The organism is Pedococcus sp. P1_H8, assembly GCF_056405175.1.
On the sequence record NZ_JBFUCP010000010.1, the window covers coordinates 84,368 to 100,768 of the forward strand.

At 70.4% G+C, this 16,401-nt stretch carries 15 protein-coding genes; 10 read left to right on the forward strand and 5 right to left on the reverse strand.

The window, feature by feature from the left end; translation table 11 throughout:
* Nucleotides 1-113: 113 nt before the first annotated feature.
* Nucleotides 114-1,796 carry a PucR family transcriptional regulator gene (locus AC1DYG_RS15510; RefSeq protein WP_477640767.1) on the reverse strand — a complete coding sequence of 561 codons (1,683 nt, stop codon included), beginning with the start codon at nucleotides 1,794-1,796 and terminating at the stop codon, nucleotides 114-116.
* 48 nt (nucleotides 1,797-1,844) lie between these two features.
* On the opposite strand from AC1DYG_RS15510, the gene AC1DYG_RS15515 reads away from it, so the two are divergent.
* Nucleotides 1,845-3,194: an alpha-hydroxy acid oxidase gene (locus AC1DYG_RS15515; RefSeq protein ID WP_477640768.1), complete on the forward strand. Its 1,350-nt coding sequence runs from the start codon at nucleotides 1,845-1,847 to the stop codon at nucleotides 3,192-3,194.
* On the opposite strand, the gene galE is transcribed toward AC1DYG_RS15515, so the two are convergent.
* Both galE and paaI read right to left on the reverse strand, forming a co-directional pair.
* The gene (gene galE, locus AC1DYG_RS15520) at nucleotides 3,182-4,198 is read right to left on the reverse strand and encodes a UDP-glucose 4-epimerase GalE (protein WP_477640769.1); all 1,017 of its coding nucleotides are present in this window, start codon (nucleotides 4,196-4,198) and stop codon (nucleotides 3,182-3,184) included. The genes AC1DYG_RS15515 and galE overlap by 13 nt on opposite strands.
* A 57-nt stretch (nucleotides 4,199-4,255) precedes the next feature.
* On the reverse strand, nucleotides 4,256-4,678 hold the full coding sequence (gene paaI, locus AC1DYG_RS15525; protein ID WP_477640770.1) for a hydroxyphenylacetyl-CoA thioesterase PaaI: 423 nt from the start codon (nucleotides 4,676-4,678) through the stop codon (nucleotides 4,256-4,258).
* A 137-nt stretch (nucleotides 4,679-4,815) separates the two neighbouring features.
* On the opposite strand from paaI, the gene AC1DYG_RS15530 reads away from it, so the two are divergent.
* The gene (locus tag AC1DYG_RS15530) at nucleotides 4,816-5,583 is read left to right on the forward strand and encodes a hypothetical protein (RefSeq protein ID WP_477640771.1); all 768 of its coding nucleotides are present in this window, start codon (nucleotides 4,816-4,818) and stop codon (nucleotides 5,581-5,583) included.
* A gap of 104 nt (nucleotides 5,584-5,687) precedes the next feature.
* On the opposite strand, the gene AC1DYG_RS15535 is transcribed toward AC1DYG_RS15530, so the two are convergent.
* Entirely contained in the window at nucleotides 5,688-6,158 is a 471-nt protein-coding gene (locus AC1DYG_RS15535; protein WP_477640772.1) for an SRPBCC domain-containing protein, read from the reverse strand.
* Nucleotides 6,155-6,556, reverse strand: coding sequence for an ArsR/SmtB family transcription factor (locus tag AC1DYG_RS15540; protein ID WP_477640773.1), 402 nt, complete (start codon nucleotides 6,554-6,556; stop codon nucleotides 6,155-6,157). Before AC1DYG_RS15540 ends, AC1DYG_RS15535 begins: the two co-directional genes overlap by 4 nt.
* A gap of 62 nt (nucleotides 6,557-6,618) precedes the next feature.
* Between AC1DYG_RS15540 and paaN the strand changes: the two genes are divergently transcribed.
* From paaN to AC1DYG_RS15580, 8 genes are all read left to right on the forward strand, one after another.
* Nucleotides 6,619-8,358, forward strand: a complete 1,740-nt coding sequence (paaN, locus tag AC1DYG_RS15545; RefSeq protein WP_477640774.1) for a phenylacetic acid degradation protein PaaN — start codon at nucleotides 6,619-6,621, stop codon at nucleotides 8,356-8,358.
* Nucleotides 8,359-8,379: 21 nt separating this feature from the next.
* Nucleotides 8,380-8,763, forward strand: a complete 384-nt coding sequence (locus AC1DYG_RS15550) for a phage holin family protein (RefSeq protein ID WP_477640775.1) — start codon at nucleotides 8,380-8,382, stop codon at nucleotides 8,761-8,763.
* Between the two features lie 21 nt (nucleotides 8,764-8,784).
* Nucleotides 8,785-10,317, forward strand: coding sequence for a hypothetical protein (locus AC1DYG_RS15555; protein WP_477640776.1), 1,533 nt, complete (start codon nucleotides 8,785-8,787; stop codon nucleotides 10,315-10,317).
* Nucleotides 10,318-10,326: 9 nt separating this feature from the next.
* On the forward strand, nucleotides 10,327-11,442 hold the full coding sequence (hisC, locus tag AC1DYG_RS15560) for a histidinol-phosphate transaminase (protein WP_477640777.1): 1,116 nt from the start codon (nucleotides 10,327-10,329) through the stop codon (nucleotides 11,440-11,442).
* Between the two features lie 84 nt (nucleotides 11,443-11,526).
* Nucleotides 11,527-12,912, forward strand: coding sequence for an FAD-binding oxidoreductase (locus AC1DYG_RS15565; protein ID WP_477640778.1), 1,386 nt, complete (start codon nucleotides 11,527-11,529; stop codon nucleotides 12,910-12,912).
* A 69-nt stretch (nucleotides 12,913-12,981) separates the two neighbouring features.
* Entirely contained in the window at nucleotides 12,982-14,028 is a 1,047-nt protein-coding gene (gene mgrA, locus AC1DYG_RS15570; protein ID WP_477640779.1) for an L-glyceraldehyde 3-phosphate reductase, read from the forward strand.
* 190 nt (nucleotides 14,029-14,218) lie between these two features.
* Nucleotides 14,219-15,418, forward strand: a complete 1,200-nt coding sequence (gene pdhA / locus AC1DYG_RS15575) for a pyruvate dehydrogenase (acetyl-transferring) E1 component subunit alpha (protein WP_477640780.1) — start codon at nucleotides 14,219-14,221, stop codon at nucleotides 15,416-15,418.
* Nucleotides 15,418-16,392, forward strand: coding sequence for an alpha-ketoacid dehydrogenase subunit beta (locus tag AC1DYG_RS15580; protein ID WP_477640781.1), 975 nt, complete (start codon nucleotides 15,418-15,420; stop codon nucleotides 16,390-16,392). Before pdhA ends, AC1DYG_RS15580 begins: the two co-directional genes overlap by 1 nt.
* Nucleotides 16,393-16,401 lie beyond the last annotated feature (9 nt).

Sequence of the window (16,401 nt, forward strand, 5' to 3'; positions counted from 1 at the left end):
CTCGTACGGAATTCGACGGGGCAGGTTGGCCGCTACGCCAAGTCCCAGGGGTCGTTCGGTGCATCGACGACATTTCGCCCCGCGCGGTCGTGCACCGAGGTGCGGAAGGTGGGTCAGGTCGCGCCGTCGACCGCGTCCGCCAGTTCGCTGCTGGCCACTCGCAGGGCCAGCCAGAGCCGGACGTGGGGGTCCTCGAGGTCGAGGTGGAACTCGTCGACGAGTCGGCTCAGGCGGTAGCGGACGGTGTTCTTGTGAACGTGGAGAACCGCCGCCATGGCGGAGACGTTGCCGTTGGTCGAGGAGTAGGCCCGCAAGGTCTGGAGGTAGTCCGTCTGGTGCTCGCGGTCGTGCGCGCTGATGGTCGTGACCGCGTCGCCCTCGCCGAGTGCGTTGTCAGCGATGAACCCGTGGATCTTCAGGAGGTTCAGGGGTATGCGGTGGTCCTCGAACAGGGCCACGGACCCGACCGGAGCGGCGCCCGGAGCGGCGCCCGGAGCGCGGGGGAACGCCGAGGCCCGCCGCCACAGGTACGCAAGCGTGTCCAGCGCCTCCCTCCTCGACGTCGGTAGGGCGTCGACCGAGGTCGAGACGCTCCCCACGGCCGCGACCATGGGAAACGAGCTGATCGTGTCGGAGTGGGACTCGACCTCCTGCAGGATGCGGCGGTGCCTGGTGCGGGCACCTTCCCCCGAGCCGGCCAACACGGCATACACGGTCGACTCGATCAGCGCGGTGGTGCTCTGGTGGACATAGACGTCGCAGACGGTGGAGACCAGGTGGAGGAGGCGGTGTGTCTCTCGCGCCAGGTCCAACCGCGCCGGCTCGGGCCGGACGACCGCGAACGCCGCGACGGCAAGACCGCCTCCCGGGCTGAGCCCCAGCTGGGCCGCTGCGAAGGCGGCGTGAGCGGGATCCTCCATGAGGGTCCGCAGGAGGTCACCGTTGCGCCGCTCGCCGAAGTCGGACGTGGACCGGGCGTGGAGCATGTGCAGCCCGATCAGGGGAGCGATCCGGTCAAGTGCCGCGAGCGCTTCGGCACGCTCTTCCTCTCCCGGGTCGATCAGCCACACCGACCCGAGCAGCTCGCCGCCGGCCCGGACCGCGAGGGCGAGTCGATCGGAACCTCCTTCGTCCAGCGGGATGTGGACCGCTCGGGGGGAGGTGTAGACGATCTTGTAGTCGGGGTCGATCCCCGGTGGGGTCGTCTCCCGGAGAGCGAGGGTGGTCGCCCTCCGGAGCTCGTCGATCTGTTGCCCCGGGAGGGTTGAGTAGCCGAGGATCTGCCCGAGGGGGTCGACGATGCTGGCGGCAGCTCCGGTCATCGACGCGATCGTGTTGGCGAAGGCATACAGGTCGCCGAGTCGGGCCCCCGAGACCGAGTCCGCTGCGGCGCCCATGACGGAGGCCCTGGCGACCGTCGCGAGGCGGGACCAGTCGGCCGAGTCTGGCGCGATGAGTACCGCGAGGTGGTGGCGGACGCCTGCCTCCCGGAGCTGCTCGACCGAAGCGCCGTGCGCCTTCACGACGACTGCGGCCGCGTTGCTCTCGGCCGCTCGATGGAGCAGCTGGTCGAAGTCCGGCGTGCCGACCGCGATGCCGACCGCCAGGATGATCCGGTCGCCGCTGTCGCTCCAGTCGTCCAACGCGTCGTACATGAGCACGTCGGAGACCTGGTGATCGAGCGTGTCGGTCGTGGGATTGGCATGCACCAGCTCTGCATGCGTGAGCTCGATGAAGTCAGCAAGCCGGACGACCTGCGTGTCAGCATTTCCGGGCCCGTGGGTGGCCTCGTCCACCCTTGGACGTTATCACCAGAGCGTGCTCGTTCTTCTGGTCTTTACTCCATGCTCTCGGGCGTCCGTCTGGGCAACGATGAACCCACCCCGACCGACGAGGACGGCGGACGAGGACGGAGGGCGAGGACGGAGGACGAGGACGGAGGACGAGTGAGGCTCAGCGACCTCAGGGCGCTGGTCACGGTGCCGGGGCCGGCCGCCACGGCGTCAGAGCGCCTGTCCCGCAAGTACTTCACCGTGGACGACGTGCGGCGCGCTGCGGGACGGCGCCTGCCCCGCAGTGTCTTCGACTACCTCGAGGGTGGTGCTGAGGACGAGGTGTCACTGCGGCGCAACCGCACCTCCTTCGACGACTGGACGTTCCTGCCCCGGTGGGGCTCGGTGGCCGACCTCGACCTGGGCTCACGGCTCCTCGGTGGCCCGGTCGCCCTGCCCCTCACCCTCTCCCCGACGGGCGGCACCCGGCTCTTCCACCCCGACGGCGAGATCGGGGCCGCCCGCGCGGCCCGCGACGCGGGGATCCCGTACGGCCTGGCACACCTCAGCACCACCGCCATGGAGTCGGTCAGTGCGGGGACCCCCGGCCTGCGGCGGTGGTTCAACCTCGAGCCCACGACGGACAAGGTCGCCCTCCAGGGCCTTCTCGACCGGGTCGCCCGTGCCGGCTACGAGGCCCTGCTCGTCAATGTCGACTGCCGGGCGATCGGGCGCCGCGAACGCGACTATCGCAACGGCTTCACTGCACCGCCGTCCATCAAGCCCAGGACACTCGTGGAGGGTGCCTTGCACCCTGCCTGGAGCCTGGGCTTCCTGACGCAGGACGCGATCGCCTTCCCGAACCTCGACGGCACCCTTCCCGAGGGCCCGATGGCCAGCTCGCCGGCGATGTGGCGCACCCTTCTCGACGGCTCCTACGAACCCACGGACTGGACCGACATCGCCGACCTCAGGGCCCGCTGGGCCGGTCCCATCGTCCTCAAGGGGTGTGTGAACCCCGCCGATGCGGTCAAGGCCGCCGACCTCGGCATCGACGCGATCCAGGTCAGCAACCACGGCGGACGCCAGCTCGACCACATGGCCTCCCCGCTGGACGTTCTCCCCGAGATCGTGCGAGCGACCGCCGGCCGGCTCGAGATCGTCGTGGACGGGGGCATCCGGCGCGGCTCCGACGTCGTCAAGGCGATCGCGCTGGGTGCCACCGCGTGCTCGATCGGCCGGCCCTACCTCTACGGGCTGGCCGTGGCCGGGCAGGCCGGAGTGGACCACGTGCTGCGCCTCTTCGGCGAGGAGATCGCTCGCACGATGAGGCTGCTCGGCGTCTCCACGGTCGACGAGCTCCGCGACAGCGGGCCTGAGCTGCTCAGGCACCGCGGCGGCCCAGCCGGTCAGTCGGGGTAGCCCAGCGGGTTGCCACGCTGCCAACGCCACTGGTCGGCGCACATGTCCTCGATGGTGCGGGTGGCCTTCCACCCGAGCTCGCGCTCGGCGCGGGTCGGGTCGGCGTAGGACGCGGCGATGTCGCCGGCCCGCCGTTCGACGATCTCGTAGGGGAGCTGGTGTCCGCACGCCTTCTCGAAGGCTCGCAGCACCTCGAGGACCGACGTCCCGTGCCCGGTGCCGAGGTTCCAGGTCGAGACCCGTTCGTCGGTGCTGCCGAGCTTGGTCAGCGCCGCGAGGTGTCCGGCTGCGAGGTCCTCGACGTGGATGTAGTCCCGCAGGGCCGTGCCGTCCGGGGTGTCGTAGTCGCCGCCGAAGACGTTGAGCTTCTCCAGCTTGCCGACGGCGACCTGCGCGATGAACGGCATGAGGTTGTTGGGGATGCCTTGCGGGTCCTCGCCGATGGTCCCTGAGAGGTGGGCTCCGACCGGGTTGAAGTAGCGCAGCAACGCGATCCGCCACCGCTCGTCCGTGACGGCGACGTCGCGCAGCACCTGCTCGATCATCACCTTGGTCCAGCCGTAGGGGTTGGTCGCCGAGGTCGGGTACTCCTCCTTCATCGGCACCGGGGCGTTGTCGCCGTAGACGGTGGCTGAGGAGGAGAACACCAGGCGGTGGCAGCCGTGTCGGTGCATGGCACGCACCAGGGCGAAGGTCGAGTCGAGGTTGTTCTGGTAGTACTCGAGCGGCACGTCCACGCTCTCGCCCACCGCCTTGAGCCCGGCGAAGTGGATGACCGCGTCGAACTGCCGCGCCGCGAAGAGCGACTCGATCTTGTCCCGGTCGGTCAGGTCGAAGGCGTGCACCTCGAGGTGTGTCCCGGTCAACGACTCCAGCCGCCCCACCACGGTGGGCTTGGCGTTGGAGAAGTTGTCGACGACGACCACCTCGTGGCCTGCCGCCACCAGCTGGACGACGGTGTGGGATCCGATGTAGCCGGCACCGCCGGTGACGAGGACGCGCATGGCCCTACCGTATGCCGCGCGGCGGGCTCCCAGCGCGGGCAGCCACCGATCGGGCGGTCATGGCGTCGGCGGGAGCGCGGACCGCAGCGCGCGCGAGCGTCCGCGGAACTCCGCGACCACGGCACCGTCGGACTCGCGCGTCACCGTGACGTCGGTGATTCCGCTGCGCCCGTAGGCCGTCCGTACTCGGCCCTCTGCGACGAGGACGTCGCCCAGACGGGCGGAGGTGACGAAGGTGATGTCCGCCCCTGCCGCCACGGTCAACGCGCCGCGGCTGTTGCACGCCAGCGCGAACGTCGAGTCGGCCAGGGTGAACAGGTAGCCCCCGTGGGCGATGTCGTGACCGTTGACCATCTCGGCGGTGACGGTCATGCGCACCAGCGCGTGGTCGACCTCGATGACGGTCGCCTCCATGCCGAGGGCCCGCGAGGCCTGGTCGTCCTCCCACATCTGCAGGACGTGCGTGAGGTCTGCGGTCACCGTGCTGCCTCCTCGTGCATGGTCCGGAGTCTGGCAGAGAAAGGAAGGGCCGGGCGCGTCACCCTTTCGCCCTCGCCCCGTCCCTCAGCAGTGACATCTTCCGCAAACGACCGCCGCCACCCAGCGTCGTCGGTCCAGTGAACCGGCGCCTCCTCGCGGGCGGCACAGCCCTGGCCATCGCGGCTGCCCTGGGTGCGGCGTTCACCCTCGACCGCTACCAGGACACCCCCGCGACTGACTCCGCGACACGGACGACCTCAGGCGCCGGTGTTGCGCGTACCAGCGTCCGACCGGGTGAGGGAGCCACTGCCAAAGCCGCGAACCGCCTCACCCCCATCGCCTATCCGGCGACCTGCAAGGGCGCCGTCGCGGCCATCGCCTCGGCGGAACAGCTGCTCCCTCTGTTGGGCGCGGTCAAGGGAGTCACCGACGAGCAGTGGCGGCTGACGATCGAGCGGGTCTACGGCAAGGACACTCCCACCGCGACGTACTACCTCGGCATCGTCCGCAAGGCCGCCGCCGACGCCTCCATCCAACGGGTCACCCCAGACCGTCTCTCGGAGCTGGACATGACGACGCATCCGGAGTGGGGAGGGTTCAGGTTCATCGCGTGCCAGCCCGGTCACTCGGTCACCGTCGAGCTGCTCGCCTGCTACCGGCTGGCCGCCGATCGCCACACCGCGTGTTACGCCGAGGCTCGGCAGGCCCGATGGGCCGGTGATCCCGGAGACTGGGTCATTCACGACTACCAGGAAGCCGAGGACGTCGTGGCACCGGCTCTGCGAGAACGCATCGACAACGAGGCGGATGCGCTGGCGGGCTCGGCGCCCCCCGCCCGGAAGCGGGTCGAGTGGCTGAGAGCTCTTGGCTCGGGGTGGCAGGAGTTCTCCAATGCCCCCAAGTAGCCGCCCCGAGACGACGCAACGTCAGGTATGCCGCGGCGCCGGCTCGCGGCATACCTCCGGCGAGTGGGGCGGAGGCGTTGAGCTCACGTCGTGAGCCGCACGTTTCAGGGCTGCACCTCGACCCGCTGAGCGAGGCGGGCGAGCACCAGCGGCCAGCCGCGGTCGTACTCCGCCCGCGCGGCATCGGGCTCGGGCAGTCGCTCCCAGCCGGTGTGGGTCAGCCTCACCAGCGTGCCGTCACCGTCGGGTTCGAACGCCACCGCAACCTCGGTGGCCCGCTCCGGACCCTGGCCGGGATGCCACGTCATGGCGAAACCGTTGGGCCGGTCCCAGCGCAGCACCGTGCCCCAGACCGCCTTGTCGGCGCCATGGCGTTCGACGACGACGCCGTCCTCGAACGCCACGCTCGCCTGCGCCCCGAAGACGCTGTGCGTGTCGAGCGGCCACCACGCCCCGAGGTGGGCGGTGAACAGCTCGAACGCCGTGTCGACGTCGCAGCGCACCCGGACCTCGCGGCGAACCGGGGCGACGGGGCGGGACGTGCTCTCGGCAGTCTCGGCAGGCTGAGTGGTCATGACGGACGTCCTTCCGGCTGGTGCTGTTCGACGCGTCGTTGCCCGACGCGGTGTTGCTCCACGCGGGGTTGCTCCACGCGGTGTTGCTCCACGCGGTGTTCAGCTACATACGTGGCGAACGACGCGAGCGCGGTGTCCCAGGTCGCGACCAGCCACTGCTGGAGGTCGACGAGCCCGTCGGGGGCCAGGGCGTAGAGGTTCCGCGTGCCCCGGCTCTCGTGGTCCACCAGGCCGGCGCCCTCGAGCACCTTGAGGTGTTTGCTGACCGCCGGCCGCCCGATCGGCATGGCCGCGGCGATCTCGCCGACCGCGCGCGGTCGCTCGGCGAGGAGCTCGAGGATCTGGCGCCGACTGGGGTCGCCGAGAGCGTCGAGGACAAGGGCTGATTGGTTACTCATGGGCAACGGTTACTCTAGAGCAACCGTCGGCGCGGTGTCCAGTGGCCCTTACGATGAAAGGCATGATCGATGACCGCATGACCACGGCAACGGCGCCCACCACCCACCCGCTCGTCGACAAGCACGCCGAGGTGATCGCCCAGGCGACTCAGGCCCTCGCCGACCGCTCCTACTTCAGCCGGTTCCCGGAGTCGCCGTCGCCGCGCGTGTACGGCGAGGGGTCCGCCGAGGCCGGCCAGGCGGCATACGAAGCCTTGCGGGACAACGCCTTCGGTGGCCTCGGTGACGTGCGCACCGATGGTGAGTGGGTCGGCGAGGAGGTCTCGCCGTACGGGCCGGCGCTCGGCATCACCTACCCGCACCTCGACCTCGACGCGGCCTTTGCGGCGGCGGCCGACGCCACCACCGCGTGGCGTGACGCCGGTGCCCGCACCCGCGCGGCGGTCTGCGTGGAGATCGTCGAACAGATCAACGCGCGTTCGTTCGAGATGGCGCACTCGGTCATGCACACGACCGGCCAGCCGTTCGTGATGGCCTTCCAGGCCGCCGGACCGCACGCCCAGGACCGCGCGCTGGAGTCGATCGTCGCCGGCCTCGTCGAGCAGGAGCGGGTGCCCGCGTCCGTCGTCTGGGAGAAGCCCGGCCGCGACAAGGAGGGCAACCCGGCCCCGCTGCGGATGCAGAAGGACTACCGCGTCGTGCCGCGTGGCGTCGCCCTCGTCATCGGCTGCAACACCTTCCCGACCTGGAACGGCTACCCGGGGCTGTTTGCCTCCCTGGTCACCGGCAACCCCGTCATCGTGAAGCCGCACCCGCGGGCCGTGCTGCCCCTCGCCATCTCCGTCGCGGTATGCCGCGAGGTGCTGTCCGCGGCCGGCTTCAGTCCCGACCTGGTCCAGCTCGCGCCCGAGGCCGAGGGTGAGGGCCTGGCCAAGGTGCTCGCCGAGCGCGACGAGGTCCGGATCATCGACTACACCGGCGGCCCGACCTTCGGCGGCTGGCTCGAGGAGAACGGCGCCGGTCGTGGCCAGCTCGTCTACACCGAGAAGGCGGGCGTCAACACGATCGTCGTCGACTCGACCGACAACCTGCGCGGGGTGCTGGGCAACCTGGCGTTCTCGCTGACCCTCTACTCCGGGCAGATGTGCACGACCCCGCAGAACATCTACCTCCCGCGCGACGGCATCGCCACCGACGAGGGGCAGGTCTCCTTCGAGGACTTCGGGGCCAAGCTCGCAGCGGCCGTGGGCAAGCTGACCGGCGACGACGCCCGAGCCGTCGAGCTGCTCGGCGCGACCGTCAACGACGGGGTCCGCGCCAACGCGGCGGGTCTGGCCGCGCTCGCCGAGGAGGCGGGCGGCACGGTGGTGCTGGACTCGCGCGAGGTCAGCCACCCGGCATACCCCGACGCGGTGGTCCGGGCCCCGGGCCTGGTCAGCATGGATGCGAGCCGCGAGGACGTCTACACCCAGGAGTGCTTCGGGCCGGTCACCTTCCTCATCGCGACGTCCGGGACCGACCAGTCGCTGGCGCAGTTCCGCGACACGGTGCGCGAGCATGGCGCGATGACGGCGGCGGTCTACTCGACGAGCGAGGACGTCCTCGACGCCGCGCGCGACGCCGCGGCGGACGCTGGAGTCGCGCTGTCGGAGAACCTCACCGGACCGGTGTTCGTCAACCAGACCGCGGCGTTCAGCGACTTCCACGGCACCGGCGCCAACCCCGCGGCCAACGCGGCCTACGTCGACGCCGCGTTCGTGGCCAACCGGTTCCGGGTCGTCACCTCCCGCCGACACGTCTAGCCATCTGGCACGATCGGGGCCATGAACTTCGTCATCAAGGTCGCGGTCAACGCGGTGGCACTGTGGGTGGCCGCCTGGCTCGTCTCGGGCATCAGCTTCGGGGAGGGCAAGTTCGGCTCGAAGTTCGCGACCGTGCTGCTGGTCGCCCTGGTCTTCGGTCTGGTCAACGCCGTCGTCAAGCCGATCGCCAAGCTGCTCAGCTTCCCGTTCATCATCCTGACGCTCGGGTTGTTCACCTTCATCGTGAACGCCTTCATGCTCCAGCTGACCGAGTGGATCGCCGACCCGCTGGGGCTCAGCTTCACGATCGACCACTTCTTCTGGGACGCGGTGCTCGGCGCCATCATCATCACGATCGTCTCGATGGTCCTCGGCTGGGTCATCCCCGACGGCGACGACGACTGATCACGTCCTGACACTGCGCAGATGGCTTCCTGGGAGGATCTCGTCGGACCGGCCATCGGCATCGGCCTGAGCGTTGCCGGTGGGTTCGGGTATGCCGCGTGGCGCGGCTGGCGGGGACGGCGGAGCCTCCCGGCAGTGCGCGCCGGACGACGGGTGGCCATCCCCGTGCTCGTCGACGCGGAGCAGGACTCCGCGGGTCTGGCGATCCTGGACGGCAACGACCTGCGCGTGGTCACCGCCCGCCACCACCTGCTGCTGGCTCGCGAGGAGGTCGGCCGGAGCGCGACGCGTCGGTCCAAGGTGGACGAGGAGCTGGACGAGGTCGCCGACCTCCGGGGTTACGTGGACGACTCGGGAAAGCGCTACTTCCTGGGTCCGACGGAGAGCTGGTGGCCTACCTTCGACGCCCTGCTCGCGGCTCCTGCCCGGCCTGCGGGAACACTTCAGCGCCTCCGGGCGGGGGTTCCCCGCTCAGCCGTCCTCTTCGCGTTGGTCGCCCTCGTCGGCGCCGGGCTGTTCCAGGCGATCTGGTGGTCCGGCCACGACGTCTCGGCCACCATGGTGCGGCTGGTCGCGGGCGACGAGGGTGACTCGTGCGCCGTGACCTGGCGCGACGGTGCGCGGTCGGAGTACGCCGAGGTCGACTGCTATGAGCCCTATCCGCGCGTCGGCTCCACCCTGACGGTCCGCGCGCTGGCCTGGCCGTTCGACGAGAGCGCCATGGACCGCGAAGGCAGCTTCGAGGGGATCACCAGCCTCACCTTGGGCCCCGGACTGCTGGCCGTGCTGGTGGGCTTCGTGCTGGGTGCCCGCCGGCTGCGCCGGCCCGTGATGAGGCTCCGGGCACCCGACGGCTCGGCGCCGAAGGCCGCGGCGCCACCGCGGCCCGCGGAGGTCGCGGCCCTGAGCCTGCGCGAGCTGGCTCGGTCGGTCTCTCGGCAGGAGGACTGGGTCGGTGAGGCGGCCCTCGAGCCTCCTCCCAGACGGTGGTGGGAACCCGTGGTCATGTCCCTCGCCGCCGGCCGGTGGTGGCCGGCGGGGGTGTTGCTCGCGGTTGCCTGGTTCCCCGAGTCGCTGCCCGACCCGTGGCGCTACGCCCTCAGTGCCGGCGCGCTGGTCGTGCTGCTGTGGGCCGCCTACCGTGCGCTCACCGCCTGGCTGGTCATCCGACGGGCGGCCCTGGGCACGGTGACGAGTGAGTGGGACTACCAGCTGGTCCGCACCGAGGATGAGCTGTGGTTCGTGCTGCTCCTGCTGGGCGACATCCCCCATTGGGCAGTTGTCCTCGGCTCGGAGGAGCATCCGCGACCGGAGGGGCGCTGCGGTGTGCGAGGTGACCTCGAGGAGGGTGGCGCCGTCCAACTGCGAATCGACGGCCACTACTGGGTCGCGGCCTCACCGGTCCTGCGCTGCGACGACGAGTTCCGCCGAGACGTGCGCGAGGATCTCGAGACGCGGCTCACCGGCGAGGCCCCTGACGACGACCTGGACGACGACCTGGACGACACGTCCGACGACGACGGCCCGGTCAGCCGCCGGCGGGGCCGCGCCTAGAGTGAAGCCATGAGCGACGCTGCCTCTACCAACGACACCGACGTCCGCCTGCGCGCGGCCCTCGACCAGGTGCCCGCCTACGTCCCCGGCAAGCCCGCAGCCGCGCCCGCGGGCGTCACGGCATACAAGATCTCGTCCAACGAGAACCCGTATCCGCCGCTGCCGTCGGTCCTCGAGGTGGTGCGCGAGGCGGCCGGCGCGATCAACCGCTATCCCGACATGGCCGTCACCGAGCTCACCCAGGCGCTCGCCGACACGCTCGGCGTCCCGGCCGAGCACATCGCGACCGGCACGGGTTCGGTCGGTGTCCTCGGCCAGGTCATCGCGGCCACCTGCGACGCGGGCGACGAGGTCGTCTACGCGTGGCGCTCGTTCGAGGCCTACCCGATCGTCACCGCGCTCGCCGGCGCCAGCTCGGTCCAGGTCGGGCTCGACGACCACGCTCGCCACCGGCTCGACGCGATGCACGCCGCGATCACCGACCGCACCAAGGTCGTCATCGTCTGCACCCCCAACAACCCCACCGGCCCGATGGTGACCCACGCCGAGCTGGAGCGGTTCCTCGACGCCGTGCCGAGCCGCGTGCTCGTCGTCATCGACGAGGCCTACGTCGAGTTCGTCACCGACGAGGAGGCGCCGCGCAGCCTCGAGCTCTACCGCGACCGCCCCAACGTGATGGTGCTGCGCACCTTCTCCAAGGCCTACGGCCTGGCCGGCCTGCGCATCGGGTATGCCGTGGCGCACCCCCCGGTCGCGTCGGCCCTGCGCAAGACGGCGACGCCCTTCGGCGTGAACTCGATCGCGCAGGCTGCCGCGGTGGCCTCGCTCAGGGCCTTCGACGAGCTGAAGGAGCGCGTGGACTCCCTTGTCGCAGAGCGCACCCGGGTGGTCGAGGAGCTGCGCGGCCAGGGCTGGTTCATCCCCGAGACGCAGGCCAACTTCGTGTGGTTCGCGCTGGGTGACCGGTCCGCCGACTTCGCGGCGGCCGCCCAGGAGGCAGGTCTGACGCTGCGCCAGTACGGCACGGACGGGGTCCGCGCGACCATCGGGGAGACCGAGGCCAACGACGTGCTGATCCAGGTGGCGGGCGACTTCCTCGCGGAGCACCCGGTCGACCCGGCCTGACCTCCCGGCCCCGTCGTCCCTTTGGGGGAGGCGCGGCATCCGGGGGCCGGAGGAGAGTCGGCAAAACACTCCTGGAGGCCTGCCATGACCGACCTGACCGACGTCCGCCCCACCATCCCGGAGTTCTCGGGCCTCCAGCTGGCGCCGGGTGACGACGGCTACGACCAGGCTCGGCGCGTGTTCAACGGCATGATCGACCGGGCGCCGGCCCTGATCGCCACCTGCCGGACGGCGGCGGACGTGGCGGCCGCGATCGCCCACGCCCGGACCTGCGGACTGCCGATCTCCGTCTACGGAGGCGGCCACTCGGTCAACGGCTCGGCGGTCGTGGACGGCGGGCTGTGCGTCGACCTGCGGGGACTGCGCGACATCGTGGTCGACGCCGAGACGGCGACGGCGCAGGTGGGCGGCGGGTGCACGTGGGGCGAGCTCGACGCAGCCACCCAGGAGCATGGTCTGGCGGTGACCGGCGGGCGCGTGTCGACGACGGGCGTCGGTGGTCTCGCGCTGGGCAGCGGCAGCGGCTGGTTGGAGCGCAGCCTGGGGTTCACCTGCGACAACCTCATCGAGGCGGAGGTGGTGACGGCGGACAGCCGGATCGTGACGGCCTCGGAGACCGAGAACCCCGACCTGTTCTGGGCCCTGCGCGGCGGGGGCGGCAACTTCGGCGTCGTCACCCGCTTCACCCTGCGGCTGCACCCGATCGGACCGATCGTCTTCGGCGGCATGCTCATCTATCCGCCCCCGATGGGAGCCGCGGTGCTGCGCAACTTCCGGGACTTCTTCGTCGACGCGCCCGACGAGGTGGGTGGGGGCGTCGCGTTCATCACCGCTCCGCCGATCGAGATGGTGCCGGAGCCGGCCCGCGGCAAACCGGCAGTGGGCGTGATCGTGGCCTACACCGGCCCGCTCGAGGGCGCCGAGGCGGCGTTGGCCCCGCTGCTGACCTTCGGGCCGCCCGTCTTCGCCCACGTCGGCCCGATGCCCTACGTGGCGCTGCAGCGGCTGCTCGATGATGCCAACCCGCACGGCCTGCAGAACTACTGGACGGCCGACTTCCTCGAGGAGCTGCCGGACGAGGCGGTCGAGACCCTCGCGTCCTTGGCGTCGGCGCCCGTGTCGCCGGTGAGCCAGGTCATCGTCGTCCCCGGCGGGGGTGCGGTCGCGCGCGTGGCCGAGGAAGCTACCGCCTTCGGGGAGCGGCAGGCGCCGTTCAACATCCACTACCTGTCGATCTGGCCCGACCCGGCAGACGATGACGCGAACATCGCCCACACGCGGACGCTGGCGGCGGCGATGAAGCCGTGGACGTCGGGAGGCGTCTACCTCAACTTCATCGGCGATGAGGGTCAGGAGCGGGTGGAGAGCTCCTTCGGCGAGACCAAGCTCGCCCGCCTCCGCGCGATCAAGGGCGTGTGGGACCCGGAGAACGTGTTCCGGCACAACCAGAACATCGCACCCACCGGCTGACCGCGTCGACCGCGCCGACGCACAGGGCCCCAGGTAGTCGGGGGCGCCCCGGCGCGACAGACTGGGGCCATGGTCGACACCTGGCTCCCGCCCTATCTCGCCCGCCCGGACCGCTACGGCCCGATGCCCTACCGCAAGGTGGGTCAGAGCGGCCTGCGGCTCCCGGCCGTCAGCCTCGGTATGTGGCACAACTTCGGTGACGACAAACCGTTCGACGTGCAGCGCGCGATCCTGCGCCGCGCCTTCGACATCGGCATCACGCACTTCGACCTCGCCAACAACTACGGCCCGCCCTATGGCGCGGCCGAGGTCAACTTCGGGCGCCACTTCGCCGCCGACTTCAAGCCCTACCGCGACGAGCTCGTCATCAGCTCCAAGGCCGGCTACGACATGTGGCCCGGCCCCTATGGCATCGGCGGCTCGCGCAAGTACCTCCTCGCGAGCCTGGACCAGAGCCTGACCCGGATGGGGCTGGACTACGTCGACATCTTCTACAGCCACTGCCCCGACGAGGACACCCCGCTCGAGGAGACGATGGGTGCCCTCGCCACCGCGGTCCAGCAGGGCAAGGCGTTGTATGCCGGTATCTCCAGCTACTCGCCCGAGCGCACAGAGCGTGCGGCCGAGGTGCTCGAGCAGATGGGCGTCCCGCTGCTCATCCACCAGCCGTCGTACTCCATGGTGAACCGGTGGATCGAGGGCGGCCTGCTCGACACCCTGGGTGAGCGGGGCATCGGCTGCATCGCGTTCAGCCCGCTGGCCCAGGGGATGTTGACGAACAAGTACCTCGGCGGCATACCCGAAGGCTCGCGCGCCAGCCAGGGCAAGTCGCTGTCGCCCGACCTGCTCACCGACGAGTCGCTGGCCCACATCCGCAAGCTCGACGACCTCGCCACCGAGCGGGGCCAGTCCCTCGCCCAGCTGGCGCTGGCCTGGGCCCTGCGCGACGAGCGGGTGACCTCGGTGCTCGTCGGAGCGTCCTCGGTCGGCCAGCTCGAGGACTCCGCAGCGGCGGTCAGCAACCTGCGGTTCAGCGACGCCGAGCTCGAGGGGATCGATCGCGACGCCGTCGACGCCGGGATCGACCTCTGGCGCTCGCAGTCCCGCATCACGTGAGACGAACTGAACTGGGCCGCGCGGCATACAAAGGTGCAGGTGATGAGCACGGAAGCGTCCGGATTCTGAGATTTTCCGTCGTCCCGATATCTTGGCCGTGTAAGGACCCCTGTGAGCGCCGCCACAAGCGCGCCCCACACCAGCCGCCCCACGTCGGCGGAGACCCCGCCCGGGTGAAGAAGGAGTTCCAGTGAGCGACAACGCAGTCGCCGGCGCCACGAGCGTCGAGCATGAGGACGAGGTGCTCGCCGAGCTGACCGCCCCGGTCCCGGAGGTCGGTGACGGCGGACCCGAGATGGTCCAGCTGCTCACCCCCGAGGGCCAGCGCGTCGAGAACACCGAGTACGACGAGTACGTCAAGGACCTCACCGACGAGGACCTGCGCGGCTTCTACCGCGACCTCGTCCTCATCCGCCGCGTGGACGCCGAGGCCACCGCGCTCCAGCGCCAGGGCGAGCTCGGCATCTGGGCCAGCCTGCTCGGCCAGGAGGCGGCGCAGGTCGGATCCGGTCGCGCGATGCGCCCGCAGGACTACGCCTTCCCGACCTACCGCGAGCACGGCGTCGCCTGGTGCCGCGGGGTCAACCCGCTCAACCTGCTCGGCCTGTTCCGTGGCGTCAACCACGGCGGCTGGGACCCGAACGAGAAGAACTTCCACCTCTACACGATCGTCATCGGCGCCCAGACGCTGCACGCCACCGGCTATGCCATGGGCATCCAGCGCGACGGCGACGTCGGCACCGGCGACGAGGAGCGCGACGCCGCCGTGATCGCCTACTTCGGTGACGGCGCCACCGCGCAGGGCGACGTCAACGAGTCGTTCGTCTACGCGGCCGTCAACAACGCCCCGGTCGTCTTCTTCTGCCAGAACAACCAGTGGGCCATCTCCGAGCCCAACGAGCGCCAGACCCGCATCCCGCTCTACCAGCGGGCGCGCGGCTTCGGCTTCCCCGGCGTGCGGGTCGACGGCAACGACGTGCTGGCCGTGTATGCCGTGACCCAGCAGGCGCTCAACGCGGCTCGCTCCGGCAACGGCCCGACGTTCATCGAGGCCTACACCTACCGCATGGGCGCCCACACCACCTCGGACGACCCGACCAAGTACCGCGTCTCCGCCGAGGTCGAGGTGTGGAAGCACCGCGACCCCATCGAGCGGCTCAAGTCCTACCTCGTGCACACCCAGAAGGCCGACCAGATCTTCTTCGACGCCCTCGAGACCGAGGCCGACGAGCTCGCAGTCGCCGTCCGTGAGGGCTGCCTGTCCATGCCCGACCCGACGCCCGACTCGATGTTCGACCACATCTACGTCGAGGAGCACCCGGTGGTCGAGGCCGAGCGCAAGGAGTTCGCCGCCTACCACGCCGGCTTCGAGGGTGAGGGGAGCCACTGATGGGGACCATGACGATTGCCAAGGGCATCAACAACGGCCTGCGCGCCGCCATGGAGCGCGACCCCAAGGTCGTCCTCATGGGTGAGGACATCGGCAAGCTCGGCGGCGTCTTCCGCGTCACCGACGGCCTCCAGAAGGACTTCGGCGAGGACCGCGTCATCGACACCCCCCTCGCGGAGGCCGGCATCGTCGGCACCGCGATCGGTATGGCGCTGCGCGGCTACCGTCCCGTCGTCGAGATCCAGTTCGACGGGTTCATCTACCCGGCGTTCGACCACATCGTCAGCCAGGTCGCCAAGATGCGGGCCCGCTCGCTCGGCAAGATCAAGCTGCCCATGGTCATCCGCATCCCCGTCGGCGGTGGCATCGGCGCGGTCGAGCACCACTCCGAGTCCAACGAGGCGTACTTCGCCCACACCGCAGGGCTCAAGGTCGTCTGCTGTTCCAACGCCGAGGACGCCTACTGGATGATCCAGCAGGCCATCGAGTCCGACGACCCGGTGCTCTTCTACGAACCCAAGCGCCGCTACTGGGACAAGGGCGACGTGGACGAGTCCGCCGCCCCCCGCGACCTGCTCAAGGCACAGGTATGCCGCGAGGGCACCGACGCGACGCTCGTCGCCTACGGCCCCATGGTCAAGACGTGCCTCCAGGCGGCCGAGGCCGCCGCAGGCGAGGGCAAGAACCTCGAGGTCATCGACCTGCGGACGCTCAGCCCGCTCGACCTCGACACCGTCGCGGCGTCCGTCGAGAAGACCGGCCGGGCCATCGTGGTCCACGAGGCATCGACGTTCCTCGGCATGGGTGCGGAGATCGCCGCAGCCCTGCAGCAGCGTTGCTTCTACCACCTCGAGGCTCCGGTGCTCCGGGTCGGCGGTTACAACCTGCCCTACCCGCCGAGCAAGCTCGAGGAGGAGTTCCTCCCCGATCTCGACCGGGTGCTCGACGCCGTCGACCGCTCACTGGCCTTCTGAGAGGGGCGC

Bases quoted from the DNA above. Each gene is read 5' to 3' on its own strand.
- AC1DYG_RS15515 (WP_477640768.1), top strand. From the start codon at position 1,845: ATGCTCTCGGGCGTCCGTCTGGGCAACGATGAACCCACCCCGACCGAC.
- galE (WP_477640769.1), bottom strand. From the start codon at position 4,198: ATGCGCGTCCTCGTCACCGGCGGTGCCGGCTACATCGGATCCCACACC.
- AC1DYG_RS15535 (WP_477640772.1), bottom strand. From the start codon at position 6,158: ATGACCACTCAGCCTGCCGAGACTGCCGAGAGCACGTCCCGCCCCGTC.
- AC1DYG_RS15540 (WP_477640773.1), bottom strand. From the start codon at position 6,556: ATGAGTAACCAATCAGCCCTTGTCCTCGACGCTCTCGGCGACCCCAGT.
- paaN (WP_477640774.1), top strand. From the start codon at position 6,619: ATGATCGATGACCGCATGACCACGGCAACGGCGCCCACCACCCACCCG.
- AC1DYG_RS15550 (WP_477640775.1), top strand. From the start codon at position 8,380: ATGAACTTCGTCATCAAGGTCGCGGTCAACGCGGTGGCACTGTGGGTG.
- AC1DYG_RS15555 (WP_477640776.1), top strand. From the start codon at position 8,785: ATGGCTTCCTGGGAGGATCTCGTCGGACCGGCCATCGGCATCGGCCTG.
- hisC (WP_477640777.1), top strand. From the start codon at position 10,327: ATGAGCGACGCTGCCTCTACCAACGACACCGACGTCCGCCTGCGCGCG.
- AC1DYG_RS15565 (WP_477640778.1), top strand. From the start codon at position 11,527: ATGACCGACCTGACCGACGTCCGCCCCACCATCCCGGAGTTCTCGGGC.
- mgrA (WP_477640779.1), top strand. From the start codon at position 12,982: ATGGTCGACACCTGGCTCCCGCCCTATCTCGCCCGCCCGGACCGCTAC.
- AC1DYG_RS15580 (WP_477640781.1), top strand. From the start codon at position 15,418: ATGGGGACCATGACGATTGCCAAGGGCATCAACAACGGCCTGCGCGCC.